Raw genomic sequence first — 19,025 nt, 5'->3', positions numbered from 1 at the left:
GGCCTCGATTCCGCCCGCAACCGCCCCCGATGGGCGGGCAAGGTCGGCCCCGGTCGGGCCCCGGTCAGGTCTTGCCGGGCCCGGGACGGCGCCGGGTGGCGAACCGCCGGAATCTGGCCGGTGTCCCCGGCCTGTCCGACTTTCGGAACCCGGCCGCCAGCGCCACGCCCTCCCCTGCGCCCGCCTCCATCCGCATGGGGCGGGCCTTGGCCTGCCGCTCTGCCCGGCGTTGCGGTTTTCAATATGTCTTTTCAAACATATCGTCGGCGATCCACCGCCGCAAAAGGCGGGGCGATGCTGATCCGTCATCTCAGGTTTTTCGTGGTGCTGGCCGAGGACGAGCATTTCTGGCGCGCGGCCGAGCTTTGCAACGTGACCCAGCCCATCCTTTCCCAGGCGATCCGCAAGCTGGAAGATGACCTCGACCTCGCACCTGTCATTCGTGGGCATGTCATCACGGCGCTGACGGGATTGCTGACGCTGGCCGTCCTTGGCGATGGGCTTGCCTTGGGCGTGGGGGGGGCTTGGCATTGCCGCGATGCAGTTCACCGGCACGCTGCACCCGCCCGGGCAGGGTGGTCTTCGGCATCCGGCCCGAGAATATCTGCCTTGCCGCGCCCGGGGCGCCGGGCCTTGCCGCGCCCGTGCGGCTGCGCGAGACTCTGGGGGCCGATACGCTGGTCTGGCTGGATTTCGGCGGCCAGCGCATCTCGATGCGCATGGATCCGGCCCGGGCGCGCCCCTTGGCCTAGGGGCCGGTGCGCGGCGCCGATGTCCGTCCGACCGAGATGAACGCGCGCCGCGTGCGGCGGGTGATCAAGGACGACCGGGTCAACGGCGTGACCATCTCGGTCAACGAATATGCGCCCGAGGGCGACCAGGGCGAACCCGCCCGCGCCCATGAGTGCCATGAATACGGGCTGCTTCTGGAGGGCGAGTTGATGGTCGAGGTCGAGGGCGAGGCCTATCAGCTCGGCTCGGGCGACCTGATCTCCTTCGCCTCGCCTCGGCCGCACCGGATATGGAACGAGGGCGTCACGGTCGCGCGTTCGATCTGGGTCGATATCGACAGGAAATAGTCGCTCTGGGGCGGTTGCGCCCCGAACGGCGGACGGAACAGGCGGGGCGGGGTTCCTTCGCCGCGTTTCCAGGGGCCGACCGCTTTCCGCCCCGTCGACGGGCTTCGCCCTCCCCGCCGACAGCCTGACAGAGGCCCCGCCCGGGGCCCCCGGGGCCGCTTTCGCATCCGGGGAAATCGGTCGGGGGCGGCGTCCACGGCCCGACGCCCGGTCCCGCACGGCGCCGCGCGTGGTGAATGGGCGGGAAGACGGTTGCGACCCGCCCGCCTTGGCACGCCACTTTGCGGGCAGGGCAGGGCGGGCCAGGGCGGGACGGGCGCTTGGCGCCCACCCGATTCCCCTTCCGGGCGCGGCGTCACGCGCCTTTGCGGGCGGGATGATCGGGGAAGGGCAGGCCCATGTTCTCGCGCAGGGTGGTGCCAGAGTATTCCTTGCGGAACAGCCCACGCTCTTGCAGGATCGGCACGACCAGATCGACGAATTCGTCGAAGGGGCCGGGGAAGTAATGCGGCATCAGCTGGAAGCCGTCCGCCGCCCCGGCCAGGAACCATTCCTCAAGATCGTCGGCGATCTGCCCGGGCGTGCCCATGAACAGCACATGGCCCTGGGTGGCCGCGACCAGATCGCGCAATTCGCGCAGTGTCAGGCCCTTTTCACGGGCGATGTCCAGCAGCGCCACGGCATAGCCCTGCATCATCTCGGTCGAGGGGAAGTCGGGCACCGGCGCGTCCAGCGGATGTTGCGACAGGTCCTGGCCGATATAGTCGCTGAGCACCTTCATCGCGGTCTCGGGCTCGATGATCTCGCCCAGGGCGGCAAGCTTGCGGCGCGCCTCGGCCTCGGTCTCGCCGACGATGACGAAGATGCCGGGCAGCACCTTCAGATGGTCGGGGTTGCGGCCATGCGCCTCGGCCCGCGCCCGGATGTCGTCGCGGAAGGCCTTGCCCTCTTCGATGTTCGAGACCACGCAGAAGATCGCCTCGGCGGTGGCGGCGGCCATGTCGCGTCCCTCTTCCGAGGCCCCGGCCTGCACGATCACCGGATAGCCCTGCGGCGGGCGCAGGATGTTCAGCGGGCCCTTGACGCTGAAATGCCTGCCCTCGTGGTTCAGCACATGCATCTTCGCGGCGTCGATATATTTGCCCGAGGCCTTGTCCATCACCAGGGCGCCGTCCTCCCAACTGTCCCACAGGCCCTTCGCCACCTCGATGAACTCGCTCGCCCGGCTGTAGCGGTCGCCATGCGCGGGATGTGGCAGCCGCCCGAAATTGGCCGCCGCCTGCGGGAAGGCGCCGCCCACCACGTTCCAGGCCGCGCGCCCGCCGCTGAGGTGGTCGAGCGAGGCCATGTAGCGGGCAAGGTTGTAGGGCTCGGTATAGGTGGTCGAGACCGTGGCGGCGAGGCCGATATGCGTCGTGATCGCCGACAGCGCCGCCAGCAGCGTCAAGGGCTCCAGCCGCACCACCCAGGAGGGATGGACATTGGGCGCGGTATGCGGCGTGTCGGCGATGAAGAAGAAATCGAGTTTCCCGCGCTCGGCCGTCTGGACCATGTGCTTGAGAAGCGGAAGGTTCATCGACCCTGCCTGGGCATCCGGCATCCGCCAGGCGGCGATATTGTTGCCTGCCGCAAGGGCAAGAACCGAAATGTGCATCTGACGGGCCGGTGTGGTCATCGCTGGATCCTTGGCTGAATGGGAACGGGCAATAGGGGGCCTGGCCCGGGCGGGCCCGGACATGGACTGGGATGAGGAGGTTGCGGCGCCGCGCGTCCGGGCCTTGCGGCCCGCGCCGGGGCATTTGTCGCAGGTGGTTTATATCATTTGTCGGAACATGCTGATATATTGCGAATGCGACAAATGGTGCAGCGAATGGGACAGGGCGGCGGTTCCGCCTGGGCGGCAAGGCGCGGGCCGGTTCCCGGCGCGAAGCGGAGCCGGGCGGCTTCATCCCGCCGGTCGACTGCCGCCTCATGATCGATCCGCCGGGGAACCCGGTTCGGTTCCGCGCGTTGTCGGTCCGGCTCGGCAGTCGCTTCGGGCGCCCTCATGGGCGCCATCGGTTTTCGGGCGGGTGGCTTTCAGGCGGGCGCAGGGTCTCCGTCAAGGCGGGCGGGGCAAGGCGGGGCCGGCAAGGTGCGCGGGGAACGGCATGCTGCCACCGCCGATCTGGCCTTTCCCGGTCCGTCTCGGCTAAACCGGGGACCGCGCCGTCGGCGAGGCGGGCGCCTCGGCGCGAAAGCCGGGAAGAACGGCGGGCCCAGCCCGTTACCAGCGGGCCCCCGACCACGGCGGGCGGAACGGAACGGCGGGCGCAGATCCGCGAGAACGAGTGACGGATGGAATATATTCAGGATATTGCGGGCGCTTACCCCTGGCTTGAGACCCTCTTCTGGCTGATCGCGCTTTTCCTTGCCGCGCTGGTGGTGAATTTCGTGGTCAAGGTGGCGCTGGTCCGGGTGCTGAACCGGCTGATCTCGGGCGCGCATTTCATCAACGGCCCCGAGGTGGTGCGCTCGGGCGTGATCGCGCGGCTGGCCAATGCCGCGCCCGCGCTGGTGATCTCGGCGGGGATCATGGCGGTGCCGGGGCTGCCCTTCGCCGTGGCGGCGGTGATCCGCAATGTCGCCAATGCCTTCATCATCCTTGTCATCGCCATGGCCATCGCGGCGGCGCTGACCCTGTTCGAGGCGATCTGGCGCCGACGCTCGGGGCCGGCGGGGCGCTCGATCAAGGGATATGTGCAGGTGGTGACCATCGTCGTCTATGCGCTGGCGACGATCCTGATGATCGCGGCGATCATCGACCGCTCGCCCCTGATCCTGCTGTCGGGGCTTGGCGCGCTGACGGCGGTGCTGATCCTGGTGTTCCAGGACACGTTGCTGTCGCTGGTCGCCTCGGTGCAGATCTCTTCGACCGACATGGTCAAGGTCGGCGACTGGATCGAGATGCCCGCGATGAACGCCGACGGCGACGTGGTCGAGATCGCGCTGCATACGGTAAAGGTGCAGAACTGGGACCGCACCATCACCACGCTGCCGATCCGCAGCCTGGTGACCCAGCCGTTCAAGAACTGGCGCGGGATGCAGGAATCGGGCGGGCGGCGGATCAAGCGCGCGCTGAACATCGACATGTCCTCGATCCGCTACCTGACCGAGGAAGAGCAGGCCCGCCTGTCGCGGCTGTCGCGGCTCAGGGGCTATCTGGGCGACAAGTCGCGCGAACTGGCCGAATGGAATGCCGCCCTCGGGGCCGAGGCCGAGACGCCGGGGAACCGCCGCCGCATGACCAATATCGGCGCCTTCCGGGCCTATGTGCAGGCCTATCTTCAGGCCCATGACCGCATCCGCCAGGACATGACGCTGCTGGTGCGCCAGATGCCGCCCGGCCCCGAGGGGCTGCCGCTGGAGATCTACTGCTTCACCGCCACCATCGCCTGGGCGGAATATGAGGGGATCCAGTCCGACATCTTCGACCATCTGATCGCGATCGCGCCGGAATTCGGCCTTGCGTTGTTCCAGTCGCCCTCGGGCAGCGATTTCGGCCGCTTGCTGGCCGCGGGCGAGGCGTCTGCCCGCAGGGAAGCCTTCGTCCCGCCCTCCGAGGGGGCGTGACGGGGAATGCGCCCCGAAAGATCGGGCGATGATAAGGCGCCCCGGTCGCGGAATCTTCCGATTCAGCGCATATTCTGACCCGATTTCCCCGTCATCCTGGGCCTGCAAAACAACAGGTAGCGGGCAGGCGACATGCGATACAGCAGGGATTTCGACCAGAATTCATCGGTGGCGGCTTCGGCGGCGGTCGGCTGGGACATGCGCATGCTGCTTCTGGCCGACGAGGGCGCCCCGGCGCTGGCGCATCGACTTGCCGCCCTTGCCGGCGGGGTCGAGACCGAGGCCGATCCCGCGCGGGCCCTGGCGCGGGTGATCGAGGATCCGCTGCATTTCGGCCTGATCGTGGCGGATTGCGATTCGCTTGGCGGGGCCGAGGCGGGCGAGCGGTTGAACCAGACGCTGGTCGCGCTCGGGCTCGACCTGCCGCTCATCCTTCTGGGCCGCGATTTCGTGCGCCAGGATTTCCCTGCCATCCGCGCCCGCCCGACCTGCCTGCGCGCGCCCGTCTCGACGATCAGCCTGCGGGTCGGCTTCGAACATGCCCTGCGCGACCGGCTTGCGCCGCGCGCGGCCTGAGCCCGCCTTTGCGGCGGTCGGCCCCGGACCCGCCACGCGTTTCGTGGGCGGATGCGAGGAAGCTCGCCCGCCCGAAACTTCACCCGACGCAAACCGAAACGGGGCGGAAACCGAAACGGGCGGAGCCGCGAAAGGCCCCGCCCGTTTGGTATCCTGCCGTGGACGACATGGCCGGAGCCATGCCGTTTTCAGCCTTGCCGCTGCCCGAGGGGGTCTCCCCGGCGCGTGCTCAGGCCTCAGGCCAGGGCGAGATTCGTCGCCGACTCGCGGCCGTCGCGGCCGGTCTCGATGTCGAAGGTGACCGGCTGGCCGTCCTTCAGGCCACGCAGGCCGGCGCGCTCCAGCGCGGTGATGTGGACGAAGATGTCCTTGCGGCCGCCCTCAGGGGCGATGAAGCCGTAGCCTTTGGTTTCATTGAACCATTTCACGGTGCCCTTGGCCATCGTGAATACTCCTGTCAGTGTCTTGCCACCCACGGAATGCGGTGGCCCGGCGCAGTCAGCTTTTGGTCGAGGACTGCGGCCGAGGATCGGAGACAGGTCGAAAGAAGATAACGTCGCAGCCTATATTATGCCCTTTTGGCCCGCTTCGCACAAGTATCATGGCAGGGGAAGGGCGGGCCGTCCGGTGCTGGCGCGCTCTGGCACGGCGATCAGGGCGATTCGCGCCCGCGCTTCGGCATCTGGCCGAAGCGGCCCCGTGTCGGCAACTGGCGTCAGTATTCGGTGACGAGCGTGTTGCGACGGGGGATCAGCGCGAAGACCCCGGCCAGAAGGCTGGTGGCGAAGCCGACCGCGCACCACAGCCCGAGCGCGGCCCAGAGCCCGGTGCCGAGGAACAGCGAAAACAATGCGACGAGGAATCCGGTCGCGCCGCCTCCGATCACCACTATCGCCGCCATGTCCGGTCCTCCTGTTGCCCAGCTCGATTGGGCCGCCGAAATCGGGCCGAAATAGGGCAAAGACGGGGAAGTTCCGGGACCGCGCGCCCCGGCGCCTCGGCACCTTTGATGCGGGCCGTCGGAACGGGGCGGGCAGGACGGGGCTTTGCCGTCGGGGCGAGTCGCGCTATGCTGCGATGCGGCGAGGATGGTTCCGGCCGACCAGTTGCGCGGCCCCGAGCGAAAGCCTGGGGCGGAAGCGCAACCTCGGGGCGGTCGATCGGGGGAGGGACGCGGATGACGGGACGGGTGATCACGGTCGCGCAGCAGAAGGGCGGGGCGGGCAAGACGACGCTTGTGGTCAATCTCGCCGTGGCCTTCGCCGCGCGCGGATTGCGGGTGGGGGTGTTGGACACCGATCCGCAGGGCTCTCTGGGGCGCTGGTTCATGGCCCGGCGCGCGGCCCTGCCCGCGGGCGCGGGGGTCGAATTCTCGACCGCTTCGGCCTGGGGCGTCGGCTATGAATGCGAAAAGATGCGCAAAGCGGCCGATATCGTGCTGGTCGATACGCCGCCCAAGGTGGATGCAGATCTGCGCCCGGCCCTGCGGGAGGCCGATCTGGTGCTGGTGCCGGTCTCGGGCTCGATGGTCGATCTCTGGGCGGTGGACGGGGTGATGGATCTTGTGAACCGCGAGGGGCGCCGCGCGCTGATCGTCCTGAACCGGATGCGGCCCGGGACGCGGCTGACCGCCGAGGTGGCCAAGGCGGCCGAGGCTTTGGGGGGCGTCGCCGTGGCGCGGCTTGCGACCCGCGTCGCCTATGCCGAGACGCTGGGACAGGGGCTGGGCGTGGCCGAGACGCGCGGCCTGGCGGCGGCCGAAGCCGCCGCCCTGGCCGATGAGATCCTGGCGGCGCTGGAGTGATCGGCGCGCGCCCGGAGCGCGATCCGCTCCGGCCTCGCAACCCCGCCACGGCGCGTTCGGGCCCCCGGCCGCATCCAGTGTGTCCGCGTCAGAAGACATCGAAAAGGTAAAGCAGGATGATGATCGGGATCGGAATCCCGAGGAGCCAAGCGCCGATGCCTTTCATGGGTCGTCCTCCGTCTGGTCTGATTGGCTTTGCGTATCGCAAGGGAGGAACGCCGGGGAGGCGAAAGGGGTTCCCCGGGCCTTGTTCCGGCGGACCTGCACCATTCCCTCCACGCCGCCCTATGGCTGGCCGGGGAAGCGCTCCGCGCGGGGATATTTAAGCCAAGATGAAGGGGCTTTCGCGAAAATCATTTCATCTTGGCCGAAATATCCCGGGGGTGAGGGCGCCAGCCCGAGGGGGCAGCGCCCCCTGCCCGGCCTCACATGAAGCTTTGCGGGGCGATGTCGATCACCCCGGCCGCGGCCCGGTTCGCGGGCCTTCCGTCCGGGCGGTGATGCCCGTGGCGCGAAAGCCGAAGAGTCCTTTCGGCCCGGCACAGGCGCGTCGGGTCCTCCCGTCGCGGGAGGCGACGCGCCGCATTCTTGTCCGTCAGCGGGTGAATTTCTTGTATTTCACCCGTTTCGGCTCGGCCGCATCCGGGCCCAGGCGTCGGATCTTGTCGGCCTCGTAGGCTTCGAAATTGCCCTCGAACCATTCGACATGGGCATCGCCCTCGAAGGCGAGGATATGGGTGCAGAGCCGGTCGAGGAAGAAGCGGTCGTGGCTGATGATCACCGCGCAGCCTGCGAAATCCTCCAGCGCGGCCTCGAGCGCCTGAAGGGTTTCCACGTCCAGGTCGTTGGTCGGTTCGTCGAGCAAGAGCACATTGCCGCCGCGCCGCAGGAGCTTGGCCATATGGACACGGTTGCGCTCGCCCCCGGACAGCAGCCCGACCTTCTTCTGCTGGTCGCCGCCCTTGAAGTTGAACGCCCCGCAATAGGCGCGGCTGTTCATCGTGGCATCGCCCAGTTCCAGCACTTCGAGCCCGTCGGAGATTTCCTCCCACACGGTCTTGTTCGGGTCGAGCGCGTCGCGCGACTGGTCGACATAGGCCAGCTTGACGGTATCGCCCAGGGAGATCTCGCCCGCGTCGGGCGTCTCGTTGCCGGTCAGCATCCGAAACAGCGTGGATTTCCCCGCGCCGTTCGGGCCGATCACGCCGACGATGCCGCCGGGCGGCAGCGAGAAGGACAGATCCTCGATCAGCAGCCGGTCGCCGAAGGCCTTGGTCAGGTTCTCGACCTCGATCACCTTGCCGCCGAGGCGGGGGCCGTTGGGGATGATGATCTGGGCGGTGGTGATCTTTTCGCGCTCGGACTGGCTGGCCTTTTCCTCATAGGCCTGGATCCGGGCCTTGGACTTGGCCTGGCGCGCCTTGGCGCCGGCGCGGATCCATTCCAGCTCGCGTTCGAGCGATTTCTGGCGCGAGCGGTCTTCGCGCGCTTCCTGGGCCAGGCGCTTGGCCTTCTGTTCCAGCCAGGCCGAGTAATTGCCCTCGTAGGGGATGCCGCGGCCGCGGTCGAGTTCCAGGATCCAGCCGGTGATGTCGTCAAGGAAATAGCGGTCGTGGGTGACGATCAGGATCGTGCCCTTGTATTCGATCAGGTGCTTTTGCAGCCAGGCGATGGTCTCGGCGTCGAGGTGGTTGGTCGGCTCGTCGAGGAGCAGCATGTCGGGCGCTTCGAGGAGCAGCCTGCACAGCGCGACGCGGCGCCGCTCGCCGCCCGAGAGATTGGCCACCGCCGCATCGTCGGGCGGGCAGCGCAGGGCCTCCATCGCGATGTCGATCTGGCTGTCGAGATCCCAAAGGTTCTCGGCGTCGATCTCGTCTTGCAGGGCGGCCATCTCCTCGGCGGTCTCGTCCGAGTAGTTCATGGCAAGTTCGTTGTAGCGGTCGAGCTTGGCCTGTTTCGCCGCGACGCCCAGCTTGACGTTGCCGCGCACGTCGAGCGCCTCGTCGAGCTGCGGCTCTTGCGGCAGGTAGCCCACGGTCGCGCCCTTGGCGTGCCAGGCCTCGCCGGTGAAATCCTTGTCCCAGCCCGCCATGACGCGCAGGAGCGTGGATTTCCCCGCGCCGTTGACGCCGACGACGCCGATCTTGACGCCGGGCAGGAAGTTCAGGCGGATGTTCTCGAACACCTTCTTGCCGCCGGGGTAGGTCTTGGACACGCCGTCCATGTGATAGACGTATTGATAGCTGGCCATCGGGTCTGCTCCGCAGAATTCGGGGTTTTCCCGCATGTAACGGCCCGGGGCGGTCTTCGCAATGACCGGGAGGCGAAAGGGGGGAGGCGAAGATGGAGCGCGTGTCGGGCGGAGGGTTTGCGGGGGCCGCGAGGCGAGGCGGGAGGCCGAGGCGCAGTGTCGGTCCGGGCGCAGGGGATGTGGCCGGAGGAGACGGCGATCAAGGGGTGTTGGCTCGCGGCTCCGGTCCTGCGCCGTCCTGTCCGGCTCGCCTGGTTCGGGCCATCCTGTCCGGGCCGTCCTGTTTGGGTCGTTCTGCCTTGGGGCGCGCCTTCACGGGCGGGGCTTTCATGGCCAGCTTTCTTCCGGCCGATCCTTTCGCGGCCCGTCCGGGCCGGTGCCGCTTTCCATGGGTCGACGCGGCCGCTCGGGCCCGGATGGGCCGAATCCGGGTCTTCCTGGGGCCTTGACAGCCGCAGCCGCGCGCGCCCAGTAACGGCGGTCAGGAACGGCGGATCGATCATGGCGCCGGATCGGGTGCCGCGGCGGGTCGGTCGTAACGGCGGTTTGATCGCGAGAGGGGGCGCCCATGCGTCAGGGCTTTCCGGTGGCGGCGCGGGGGATGGTGATCGGCCTTCTGGGCGGATCCTTCGATCCCGCGCATGAGGGTCATGTCCATATCACGCGTGAGGCGCTGAAGCGGATCGGGCTGGACCGGATCTGGTGGCTGGTCTCGCCCGGGAATCCCCTGAAGCCGAACCCGCCCGCGCCGCTGGCCGAGCGCATCGCCCATGCGCGTCGGCTGATGCATCACCCCAGGGTCGAGGTGAGCGGGATCGAGGCGCGGCTCGGCACCCGCTTTACCGCCGACACCATCCGGCGCCTGGCGGCGCTTTATCCCGGCGTCACCTTCGTCTGGCTGATGGGAGCGGACAATCTGGCGGGGTTCCACCGCTGGGACCGCTGGCGCGAGATCATGGCGCGGGTGCCGGTGGGGGTGCTGGCGCGGCCGGGCGCGGGCCTGCGCGCGCGGCTTTCGGTCGCGGCGCAGATCTATCGCGGCCGCTCGGTGGCGCGCGGCGAGGTGCTGGCGCACCGGCGCCCGCCGGCCTGGGTCTTCGTGAACCTGCCGATGAACGATGCCTCGTCTTCCGAGATCCGGGCGCGCGGCGGCTGGCGGGGCAGGGGGGATACCGGCGGGGGAGGCGTCGGCGGGGCAGAAGAAGGGGGCGCTGCCCTCTGAGGCGCGTGGCACGCGCCTCACCCCCGGGATATTTCGGCCAAGATGAAGGGGCGGGGGCGGGTTTCGGGGCTAGGCGCCGTTCGGATTGCTGGCGAATCTTGGGGCTTTCGCGCTAAGGCGGGAAGGACGGGGTCCTGCGGGGCCGTTGGGACAGAGGGGGCGACAGGGTGATCACGCGGCGCGGAATGCTGGCTGGACTTCTGGCGGGGGCGGCCTTGCCCGCCTGCGCCGAGATCATCGACCGCTCGCCCCGTCCGAAATCGCGCTCCGACGCGGGGGGCTCTGGCGCGGGGGCGGCCGGTGGCGGGGCCGAGGCGCTGGTCCAGGCGGCGAAACTGACCGGGACCGTGGGTTATGTGGTCGTCGATGCCAGGAGCGGCGCCGTGCTCGAGGCGCGCGAGAGCGAGACGGCGATGCCGCCCGCTTCGGTCACCAAGGCGGTGACGGCGCTTTACGCGATGGAAAGCCTGGGGTCGGGGCGGCGCTTCCTGACCCGGGTCCTGGCGACCGGGCCGATGCGCGACGGCATGGTCGAGGGCGATCTGGTGCTGGTCGGCGGCGGCGATCCCACGCTTCAGACCGACCAGCTCGGCGATCTGGTGGCGGATCTGCGAAAGCGCGGCCTGCGCGGGGTGCGGGGGCGCTTTCTTTACTGGGAGGGCGCGCTGCCGCAACTGTCGCGCGTGGCCCAGGACCAGCCCGACCATGTCGGCTACAACCCGGCGCTTTCGGGGCTGAACCTGAATTTCAACCGCGTGCATTTCGAATGGAAGCGCGCGGGGGCGGATTGGTCGGTGGCGATGGATGCGCGCGGCAGCCGTTTCGTGCCCGGCGTGGACAGCGTGGCGATGAAGGTCGCGCGGCGCGAGACCCCGATCTACACCTATTCGAAGGGGGAGGCGCGCGAGGACTGGACCGTCGCCTCGGGCGCGCTTGGCAAGGGCGGCTCGCGCTGGCTGCCGGTGCGGCTGCCGGGGCTTTACACCGCCGGGGTGTTCCGCACCCTTGCCGGCGCGCAGGGGATCGCCCTGCCCGAGGCCCGGGCGGTCGGCACCTTGCCGCAGGGCGAGGAACTGGGCCGGGTGACCAGCCTTGCCCTGCCCGAGGTCCTGCGCGAGATGCTGCGGTTTTCCACCAATATCACCGCCGAATGCACGGGCCTTGCCGCCAGCGGCAAGGGGGGGCTGGAGGCCTCGGGCCGGGCGATGGCGGATTGGCTGAGATCCTCGTTCGGGGTCTCGGCGCGGTTCGCCGATCATTCGGGTCTTGGCGGCGCGTCGCGGATCTCGGCCGCCGACATGGCGCGGCTGCTGGTCCGGGCCGAGGCCGAGGGCCGGGGGCTGAAGCCGATCCTGCGCGACACCGGCATGCGCAACGACGCGGGCAAGGTGATCGAGGGCCATCCGGTCAAGGTGCGGGCGAAATCGGGCACGCTGAATTTCGTCTCGGCTTTGGCGGGCTATATCTCGCCCCCCGGCGGGCGCGAGATGGCCTTCGCCATTTTCACCGGCGATCCGGCGCGACGCGACGCGGTGCCGCTGTCGCAGCGCGAACAGCCCCCCGGCGCCTCGGACTGGACGGCGCGGTCGCGGCTTTTGCAGGGACGGCTGATCAGCCGGTGGGCCTCGCTTCACGCCTGACCACCAGATCTGGTGCGGGTTTTTCACGCTTGCGTGAAGATTTTGCTTTCTTTCGCATATGAGCTGCGGCATTCGGGATCTGGACGGATCACGAGCGGGTGGGCGGTATGCGGAGTTTCCTTGGCGTGGCGGTGCTGGTTCTGGGCACCGGGGGCTTGGGCTGGTGGGCGCAGGGCAATTCGGCCCGGCAGATCGAGACCGCGATCGCGGCGGATGCGGCGGGCGCGGTGGGCGAGACGGTGCATCCGATCACGGCCGAGGTTTCGGGCCGCGACATCCATGCCAGCGGCATCGCCGATACGCCCGGGGAGAAGGCCGCCGTGCTGGCGCGGCTGGATGCGGTGGCGGGGCGCCGGGTGGTGACCGAGGAGATCCGCGTGCTGGACCGGGTTTCGCCCTTCGCGCTGACGGTCGAGAAGGGCGCCGACGGGCTGCATGCCACCGGCCATCTGCCGACCGAGCGGCTGCGCGGGGCGCTGGATCTGGGCCCGGCGGGCGAGGGGCTGGTGCTGGCTTCGGGCGCGCCCGGGGGCTGGGAGGATCTGGCGCGGCGCGGGCTTGCGGCGCTGGCTCCGCTGGAAAGCGGGGTGATGGAACTGGTCGACGACCGCCTCGCCCTGCGCGGCGTGGCGCTTGGGCCGGACGAGGCGGGGGCGGTCCATGCCGCCCTGGCCGACCTGCCGGAAGGCGTGGTGGATCTGGACCTGACGCTGCTGGACGATGGCACGCCCGCGGCCTGGCGGCTGGACTATCTGGCGGCCGGGGGGGCGACGGTCTCGGGCAAGCTGCCGCGCGGGCTCGACCCGCAGGGGCTGGCGGCCGCGCTCGGCCTTTCGCGGGTCGAGGGCGCACCGAAGCTCGCGCTGTTGGGCGAGGCGGCGGATGCGGGCTTTCTGGCCGCGCTGCGCGGCTGGCTGCCCCGGATCGAGGGGCTGGCGCTGGACGCCTCGCCCGAGGGCGTGCAGGCCCGGGTCGAGGTGCAGGAGGACAGTTTCGCCGACGCGCTGGCGCGGGATCTTGCCGGAGCCGGGATCGCGGCCGAGGTGGCGGTGGTGCGGCCCGAGGGCGAGAACGGCGATCTGCGCGACAATGCCGCCAGCGGCGCGACCGAGCGTTACATGGGCGGCTACTGGCTGGAACTGCCCGAGGTGGCGGCGACGCTGGAGGGCTGCCAGGCGGCGGCGGACGGTGTGCTGGCGGGCGTAGCGATCAATTTCGTCACCGGCTCGGCCGATCTGGACCAGGGCGCGGTGCAGGCGATCAACGAGCTGGCGCGCTTCATGGTGCTTTGCGCCGAGGTTGCGGGGCTGCGGGCCGAGATCGGCGGCCATACCGACAACCAGGGCGACGAGGTGCTGAACCTGAACCTCAGCCGCCTGCGTGCCGAGGCGGTGCGGCGCGAGTTGATCGCCCGCGGCGTGCCCGCGCAGGCGCTGCGCGCCCGCGGCTACGGCATGGCCCAGCCGGTGGCCGACAACGAGACCGAAGCGGGCCGCGCCCTGAACCGGCGCACGACCATCATCTGGTCCGAATGATGTATATTTGCAATGCCGACCGGCCTGGCGGCGATACGGGAGTGTGAAGATGTTCGAAAAATGGGGTTTCCTGCTTTCGGAAATCTGGGTCCTGCTGGCGCTTGCCGCGCTGGTCGGGCTGTTCGCGGGCTGGCTGATCTGGGCGCGGCGCGAGGTGAACCTTGCGGCGGATCGCGCCGACGAGGGGCTGGGCGCCGAACTCGCGGCGAGCCGCAAACGCTCGGAGGAGCAGGCGGGCCGGATCGCCGGGCTTGAGGCGGAACTGACATCATGCCGTCGCCGGGGCGAGGATCTGGTCGGCGACATCCGTGGGCTGGAACTGGCCCTGGCCGATTGCCGGGCCGAGACCGCGCGAAGCACGGCGTCGGTGGTGGAGCCGGAGGTTTTGCCTGTGGTCGAGCCTGCGCCCGTGGCTGCGGCGGATCCGGTCGCCGATCCCGCTCCGGTTCCGGTTTCGGAGCCCCCTCGGGTGATCGAGGCGGCGCGGCCGGTCTCGCTGGAGGCGCCGCGCGAAGGGGGGCCGGACGACCTCAAGCTGATCAAGGGCGTGGGGCCGGTGCTGGAACGGCTGTGCCACCGGCTGGGCTATTTCCACTTCGACCAGATCGCGAAATGGACGCCCGCCGAAATCGCCTGGGTCGACGAGAATCTGGAAGGGTTCAAGGGCCGGGTCACGCGCGACGAATGGGTGGTCCAGGCCAGGGATCTTGCCGCGGGCCTGCCGCCCCGTCAGGGCGGCGAGGGCTGATCTTCCGCTTGGCGGCGGCGAGAGCGAGCGCCAGGTGATCTTGCAGGGCCGCCCGCCGGGGCGGCCCTTTTGCATGTCCGGGGGACCTTGCGCCACAGGAATGACCGGCGGATTTCGCCGAAGCCGAAGCCGAAGCCGAAGCCGAAGCCGAAGCCGAAGCCGAAGCCGAAGCCGAAGCCGAAGCCGAAGCCGAAGCCGAAGCCGAAGCCGAAGCCGAAGCCGAAGCCGAAGCCGAAGGCGCAAGCCGCAAGCGCCTGGTCGTGGTGAGGGAGGCGCAGGCGCTGGTGGCCCGTATGCCTGGCATCGCTTGGAGCGGGAGTGCGCGGCACATGTCCCGGGGCGGGGTTCCGTCTGGAGGGCGTCGCCGGGGACTTGAGCGGGCGGGGGCGAGGTTGCCGGGTCCGGTGCACCGCAACTCTGCCATTGGAGTGCGGATCACTCAAAGTCGGAAAGGCGGGTGTCGCGACGGTCTGCCTGCGGGCGATCAGCGGACGCGGCCCTGGGGGCATCGGGCGGGCGTGGCAGTGGGAGCGGCAGGATTTCGGGACGATGCGTCTTCCCCCGGGGGGCGGGGGCCTCGCCTTCGTCTCACGCCGATGGGATCGGCCGGGTTGCGGGTTTCGCTTGACCCTGCCCGCCATGAGGGGTGAACTGCGCCGCGATCGACCCGGAGCCCGGGTCGTAACCGGTCGGGCGGGAAGTGCCCGGGCGCTCTTGCCTTTTCGCCCTGTGGCCTTCGGTCCCGCGGGCACGGCGGCCCAACGGCCCTTTCGGGGGACGCAGCATGGCGGAGCGATACTGAAGGAATTGGAACCCGAGATGACGAAGATCCGCGCGGCTGCCTCTTTTCTGGTGACGGGCCTGGGGGCGGGGGCGCTTGGCCTTGCCGTCCTGGCCGCCGCCCATCCCTCGGCCCTGCATGCCGAGGAGGCGGTGCAGGGGCTGACGGTTTCGGGCGGCGTCCGCTGGGGTTTCGGCGAGGAGGTGCTGGACTACTACACCGTCAGTTATGTCTATGACACGGTGCGGGTGGGGTCGGCCACGGTGGCCCCGGCGGCGACCGGGATGGCGCTGATCCCGGGCATGGATTCGCTGATCCTGACCGGCACGGAACGGCCCGACGGCGGCGGGGCGAACCTGCATATCGTGCTGGATTTCGACGGCTCGCCGGTGGATGGCGAAACCGGAGCGGCCGAGGTGCTTTATTATCCCGACATCTCGGGCCCGCCCTATTGGGTCAGCGGCGCGGCAGGGGTGTCGCAGCCCGCGCTGAGCTTCAGCCGCTACGAGTTCGACGGCGAGAAGGGCCATGTCGCGGGCCGGTTCTCGGCGGTGCTCTGCGCCGTGTCGGAATGGGAGGGCGAGCCGGACGGGGCGGATTGCCGCGAGGTCGAGGGCGCCTTCGAGACCGAGATCTTCCTCGCGCTCTAGCAGGTTGCCGAGCGGGGGTGGCGCGTTTTCCGGCCAGGGTTGGGGCGGTGGCCCGCCCCTTGAGCCGTCGCGTTCCCCGAGGGCATTTCGGGCAAATTCGGCGCAACAGTGTCCGGCAGGGGGAGGCTGCCGCCTCAACCTTTCCAATCTGATCCGACCCCGGAGGGGCGGCGCGTTCTTGAGGGTGCTTCAGGTTGGCTCGGGACGAAGGGCCTGGGTCTAGGGCAAGGGATGTGCTGCCGTGGTTTTCCCTGTCCGTTGCCGACCCTCGAACTGTCGCGCTTCCCGAGGGCGCTTCGGGCCGGTTCAGGGCGCAGGGCCCGGGTGAAGGGCCGGGCGGCCCCACCGGCCCCCGACCGGCGCGGTCAGGGCACCATGTGGCGGACCCGGGCGCTCCATTCGATGGCGGCGGCGTGGAGGCGGTCGATCGCCAGCGCCTCGCGCATTTCCTCAAGCATGCGCAATTCGGTCTCGGAATGGTGGCGGTCGGCGGTGACCACGTCGCAGGCCAGCGCATAGGCGGTCTCGTTCAGCCGCTCGGGCAGGGCGTCGCGCACCAGGCCGAACAGTGCGTCAAGCCCGTCCTCCTCCTCGAACAGGTCGAACACGGTCTGGGCCACGCGGCGGATCCGGTCGGTGTCGTAGCCCGCGAAGGCGGGCATGTGGTCGACCACGCTTTCGATCGCCACCAGTTCGGCGGTGCGCATGTTCTGATCGGCCGCCGAACAGGCGAGCATGACGGCCAGAAGCGCGTCCTGCGGGGACATCGGCGGGGTGTCGGGCATCGCATTCTCCTGTTCCTGCGCGGGCGCGAGATTATTGACGGCGGGGGCGGGCGGCAATAGAGGACCGGGGCCGGGGCGCATCAGGCGCCCTTTCCCGGAGAGCAAAGACATGACCACCCTGCGCGACGCGGCGATGACATCGAAGGCCTGGCCTTTCGAAGAGGCCCGCGCGCTTCTCAAACGCTATGAGAAGAAGGCGTCCGAAAAGGGCCATGTGCTGTTCGAGACCGGCTACGGCCCCAGCGGCCTGCCCCATATCGGCACCTTCGGCGAGGTGGCGCGCACGACGATGATCCGCCGCGCCTTCGAGGTGATCTCGGACATCCCGACCCGGCTGATCTGCTTTTCCGACGATCTCGACGGCATGCGCAAGGTGCCCGAGAACGTGCCGAACCAGGACCTGCTGCGCGCCAATATCCAAAAGCCCTTGACCAGCGTTCCCGATCCCTTCGGCGAATACGAAAGCTTCGGGCACCACAACAACGCCATGCTGCGGCGGTTCCTGGATACCTTCGGGTTCGAGTATGAATTCATCTCCTCGACCGATTTCTACGGCTCGGGCCGGTTCGACGACACGCTTCGCCTTTGCGCCGAACGCTACGACGCGATCATGGCGATCATGCTCAAGAGCCTGCGCGAGGAACGCCAGCAGACCTATTCGTGCTTCCTGCCGATCCACCCCGAGACCGGGCGCGTGCTTTACGTGCCGATGAAACATGTCGATGCGGCGAACCACACCATCACCTTCGACGACGAGGACGGGCGCGAATGGACGCTGCCGGTCACTGGCGGCCAGGTGAAGCTGCAATGGAAGCCCGATTTCGGCGCCCGCTGGGCGGCGCTGGACGTGGATTTCGAGATGTATGGCAAGGATCACAGCACCAATACCCCGATCTACGACGGGATCTGCGAGGTGCTGGGGGGCCGCAAGCCCAACCATTTCACCTATGAGCTTTTCCTGGACGAACACGGCCAGAAGATCTCGAAATCCAAGGGCAACGGGCTGACCATCGACGAATGGCTGAGCTATGCGGCCTCGGAAAGCCTGTCCTATTTCATGTATCAAAAGCCCAAGACCGCCAAGCGGCTGTGGTGGGATGTGATCCCCAAGGCGGTGGACGAATACCACCAGCAGCTTCGCGCCTTTCCGGCGCAGACGGTCGAGCAGCAGGCGGCCAATCCGGTCTGGCACATCCACCACGGTCGGCCGCCGGTCTCGACCATGGTGGTGCCCTTCGCCATGCTTTTGAACCTCGCCTCGGTGGCGGGGGCCAAGGATGCGGCGGGGCTTTGGGGCTTCATCCGCCGCTATGCGCCCGAGGCCAGCCCCGAGGCCAATCCCGACCTGGATGCGGCGGCGGGATTCGCCCTGCGCTATTTCCAGGACAAGATCGCGCCGAACCGGGTGTTCCGGCTGGCCGACGACAGGGAGCGGGCGGCCATCCTGGACCTGCGCGCCCGGCTTGAGGGATTCGCGGGCCCGGCCGAGGGCGAGGCCGAGGAAGAGGCCTTGCAGAACATCTGCTACGCCATCGGCAAGGAACATGGGTTCGAGCCGCTGCGCGACTGGTTCAAGGCGCTTTACGAGGTGCTTCTGGGCGCCTCCGAAGGGCCGCGCTTCGGAGGTTTCATCGCGCTTTACGGCGTGGGCGAGACCATCGCGCTGATCGACCGGGCACTGGCGGGCGAACTGGCGGGCTGAGGGGGCGGGCGCGCCCCTCGCTCAGTCCGCGCGGGCGATCCGAAGCTGAAAGCAGTTGTTCCGCGCCGATCTGACATCGACGAAAGCGATTTCGTCATCGGCGAGCAGCTCGGCGGCATAGGCCTCGATCCCGGCATTGGCGACGATCTTTCCGCTGCCGTAGCGGATGCGCTCATCCGCGGTATAGCCCTTGAGCAGGTAGTCCGGGCTGGACAGGATCGGGGGGCGGCCCGCGCCGTGCCAGGCCGGGCAGTCCTGCGCGCAAAGAAAGATCGGGCCGGTCTCGGCATAGGGGTGGATCCGGGTGAAGGGCCGCCAGGCCAGTACCAGCATTCCGGCCCCTTCGGGAATGAAATCAAGGCAATGGCGGCAGGGATTGTCCGACCCGTCGGACAGCGTCCGCTCGGGCGGTAGGCCATGGGCGTCGGTCCCGCCCCTGCGCAGCGCATCCACCTTGTCGGTGGGAAGCGGAAGAAAGCGGATCCTTGTCATGCGGCTCTCCTTGCAGGCTTTCGGCGGATGATCCCGCGAAGGGCGCTTGTGGCAATCCGTTTCCTGCGCAATCGGTTGCGGGCGGGGGCGCCCGCCGTTGCGCGGGGGGCGACTGCCGCGCGCGCCGGGCAGAGCCTGCGTTAATCCC

General features: G+C 69.0%; 18 protein-coding genes and 1 pseudogene. 12 read left to right on the top strand and 7 right to left on the bottom strand.

What is annotated here, in order from left to right; genetic code table 11:
* Positions 1 to 243: 243 nt before the first annotated feature.
* The 3 genes and pseudogenes from ABNX41_RS18720 to ABNX41_RS18710 all read left to right on the top strand — a co-directional run.
* A pseudogene (locus ABNX41_RS18720) lies at positions 244 to 432 on the top strand (LysR family transcriptional regulator); the annotation flags it as partial.
* Between the two features lie 92 nt (positions 433 to 524).
* Positions 525 to 752, top strand: a complete 228-nt coding sequence (locus ABNX41_RS18715; protein WP_438671218.1) for a TOBE domain-containing protein — start codon at positions 525 to 527, stop codon at positions 750 to 752.
* A 6-nt stretch (positions 753 to 758) separates the two neighbouring features.
* A complete protein-coding gene (locus ABNX41_RS18710; protein WP_438671217.1) occupies positions 759 to 1,079 on the top strand; it encodes a cupin domain-containing protein in 321 nt (106 codons plus the stop codon).
* Between the two features lie 355 nt (positions 1,080 to 1,434).
* Here the strand turns inward: ABNX41_RS18710 and ABNX41_RS18705 are convergent, their stop codons facing one another.
* Entirely contained in the window at positions 1,435 to 2,754 is a 1,320-nt protein-coding gene (locus ABNX41_RS18705; protein WP_438671216.1) for an LLM class flavin-dependent oxidoreductase, read from the bottom strand.
* Positions 2,755 to 3,416: 662 nt separating this feature from the next.
* Here ABNX41_RS18705 and ABNX41_RS18700 point away from each other — a divergent pair.
* Both ABNX41_RS18700 and ABNX41_RS18695 read left to right on the top strand, forming a co-directional pair.
* The gene (locus ABNX41_RS18700; protein ID WP_438671215.1) at positions 3,417 to 4,691 is read left to right on the top strand and encodes a mechanosensitive ion channel family protein; all 1,275 of its coding nucleotides are present in this window, start codon (positions 3,417 to 3,419) and stop codon (positions 4,689 to 4,691) included.
* Positions 4,692 to 4,823: 132 nt separating this feature from the next.
* Complete coding sequence (locus ABNX41_RS18695) at positions 4,824 to 5,267, top strand: hypothetical protein (RefSeq protein WP_438671214.1); 444 nt, start codon at positions 4,824 to 4,826, stop codon at positions 5,265 to 5,267.
* A 236-nt stretch (positions 5,268 to 5,503) separates the two neighbouring features.
* Here the strand turns inward: ABNX41_RS18695 and ABNX41_RS18690 are convergent, their stop codons facing one another.
* Both ABNX41_RS18690 and ABNX41_RS18685 read right to left on the bottom strand, forming a co-directional pair.
* A complete protein-coding gene (locus ABNX41_RS18690; RefSeq protein ID WP_438671213.1) occupies positions 5,504 to 5,710 on the bottom strand; it encodes a cold-shock protein in 207 nt (68 codons plus the stop codon).
* A 272-nt stretch (positions 5,711 to 5,982) separates the two neighbouring features.
* A complete protein-coding gene (locus tag ABNX41_RS18685; protein ID WP_438671212.1) occupies positions 5,983 to 6,168 on the bottom strand; it encodes a hypothetical protein in 186 nt (61 codons plus the stop codon).
* Between the two features lie 276 nt (positions 6,169 to 6,444).
* On the opposite strand from ABNX41_RS18685, the gene parA reads away from it, so the two are divergent.
* Positions 6,445 to 7,071: a ParA family partition ATPase gene (gene parA / locus ABNX41_RS18680; protein WP_438671211.1), complete on the top strand. Its 627-nt coding sequence runs from the start codon at positions 6,445 to 6,447 to the stop codon at positions 7,069 to 7,071.
* Positions 7,072 to 7,666: 595 nt separating this feature from the next.
* Here parA and ettA read toward each other — a convergent pair.
* A complete protein-coding gene (gene ettA, locus ABNX41_RS18675) occupies positions 7,667 to 9,322 on the bottom strand; it encodes an energy-dependent translational throttle protein EttA (protein WP_438671210.1) in 1,656 nt (551 codons plus the stop codon).
* Positions 9,323 to 9,890: 568 nt separating this feature from the next.
* Here ettA and ABNX41_RS18670 point away from each other — a divergent pair.
* The 4 genes from ABNX41_RS18670 to ABNX41_RS18655 all read left to right on the top strand — a co-directional run bounded on the left by ABNX41_RS18670 (position 9,891) and on the right by ABNX41_RS18655 (position 14,467).
* Positions 9,891 to 10,544, top strand: coding sequence for a nicotinate-nucleotide adenylyltransferase (locus tag ABNX41_RS18670; protein WP_438671209.1), 654 nt, complete (start codon positions 9,891 to 9,893; stop codon positions 10,542 to 10,544).
* Positions 10,545 to 10,729: 185 nt separating this feature from the next.
* Entirely contained in the window at positions 10,730 to 12,184 is a 1,455-nt protein-coding gene (dacB, locus tag ABNX41_RS18665; RefSeq protein WP_438671208.1) for a D-alanyl-D-alanine carboxypeptidase/D-alanyl-D-alanine endopeptidase, read from the top strand.
* A 107-nt stretch (positions 12,185 to 12,291) separates the two neighbouring features.
* On the top strand, positions 12,292 to 13,719 hold the full coding sequence (locus ABNX41_RS18660; RefSeq protein WP_438671207.1) for an OmpA family protein: 1,428 nt from the start codon (positions 12,292 to 12,294) through the stop codon (positions 13,717 to 13,719).
* 49 nt (positions 13,720 to 13,768) lie between these two features.
* On the top strand, positions 13,769 to 14,467 hold the full coding sequence (locus tag ABNX41_RS18655) for a helix-hairpin-helix domain-containing protein (protein WP_438671206.1): 699 nt from the start codon (positions 13,769 to 13,771) through the stop codon (positions 14,465 to 14,467).
* Here ABNX41_RS18655 and ABNX41_RS18650 read toward each other — a convergent pair.
* Positions 14,449 to 14,796 (bottom strand): hypothetical protein, encoded by a 348-nt coding sequence (locus ABNX41_RS18650; protein ID WP_438671205.1) that lies wholly within the window; start codon positions 14,794 to 14,796, stop codon positions 14,449 to 14,451. The genes ABNX41_RS18655 and ABNX41_RS18650 overlap by 19 nt on opposite strands.
* Positions 14,797 to 15,286: 490 nt before the next feature.
* On the opposite strand from ABNX41_RS18650, the gene ABNX41_RS18645 reads away from it, so the two are divergent.
* Positions 15,287 to 15,898, top strand: a complete 612-nt coding sequence (locus tag ABNX41_RS18645; RefSeq protein WP_438671204.1) for a hypothetical protein — start codon at positions 15,287 to 15,289, stop codon at positions 15,896 to 15,898.
* A gap of 365 nt (positions 15,899 to 16,263) precedes the next feature.
* On the opposite strand, the gene ABNX41_RS18640 is transcribed toward ABNX41_RS18645, so the two are convergent.
* Positions 16,264 to 16,683: a tellurite resistance TerB family protein gene (locus ABNX41_RS18640; protein ID WP_438671203.1), complete on the bottom strand. Its 420-nt coding sequence runs from the start codon at positions 16,681 to 16,683 to the stop codon at positions 16,264 to 16,266.
* 109 nt (positions 16,684 to 16,792) lie between these two features.
* Here ABNX41_RS18640 and ABNX41_RS18635 point away from each other — a divergent pair, with 109 nt between their 5' ends.
* On the top strand, positions 16,793 to 18,385 hold the full coding sequence (locus ABNX41_RS18635; protein ID WP_438671202.1) for a lysine--tRNA ligase: 1,593 nt from the start codon (positions 16,793 to 16,795) through the stop codon (positions 18,383 to 18,385).
* 21 nt (positions 18,386 to 18,406) lie between these two features.
* On the opposite strand, the gene ABNX41_RS18630 is transcribed toward ABNX41_RS18635, so the two are convergent.
* Positions 18,407 to 18,877: a DUF1203 domain-containing protein gene (locus ABNX41_RS18630; protein WP_438671201.1), complete on the bottom strand. Its 471-nt coding sequence runs from the start codon at positions 18,875 to 18,877 to the stop codon at positions 18,407 to 18,409.
* Positions 18,878 to 19,025 lie beyond the last annotated feature (148 nt).

Origin of the sequence: Pseudogemmobacter sonorensis, from assembly GCF_042762395.1 — a bacterium.
GTDB lineage: Bacteria > Pseudomonadota > Alphaproteobacteria > Rhodobacterales > Rhodobacteraceae > Pseudogemmobacter > Pseudogemmobacter sonorensis.
Note: the sequence above shows the minus strand (reverse complement) of the source record. Positions and strands in the feature narration are given on the sequence as shown.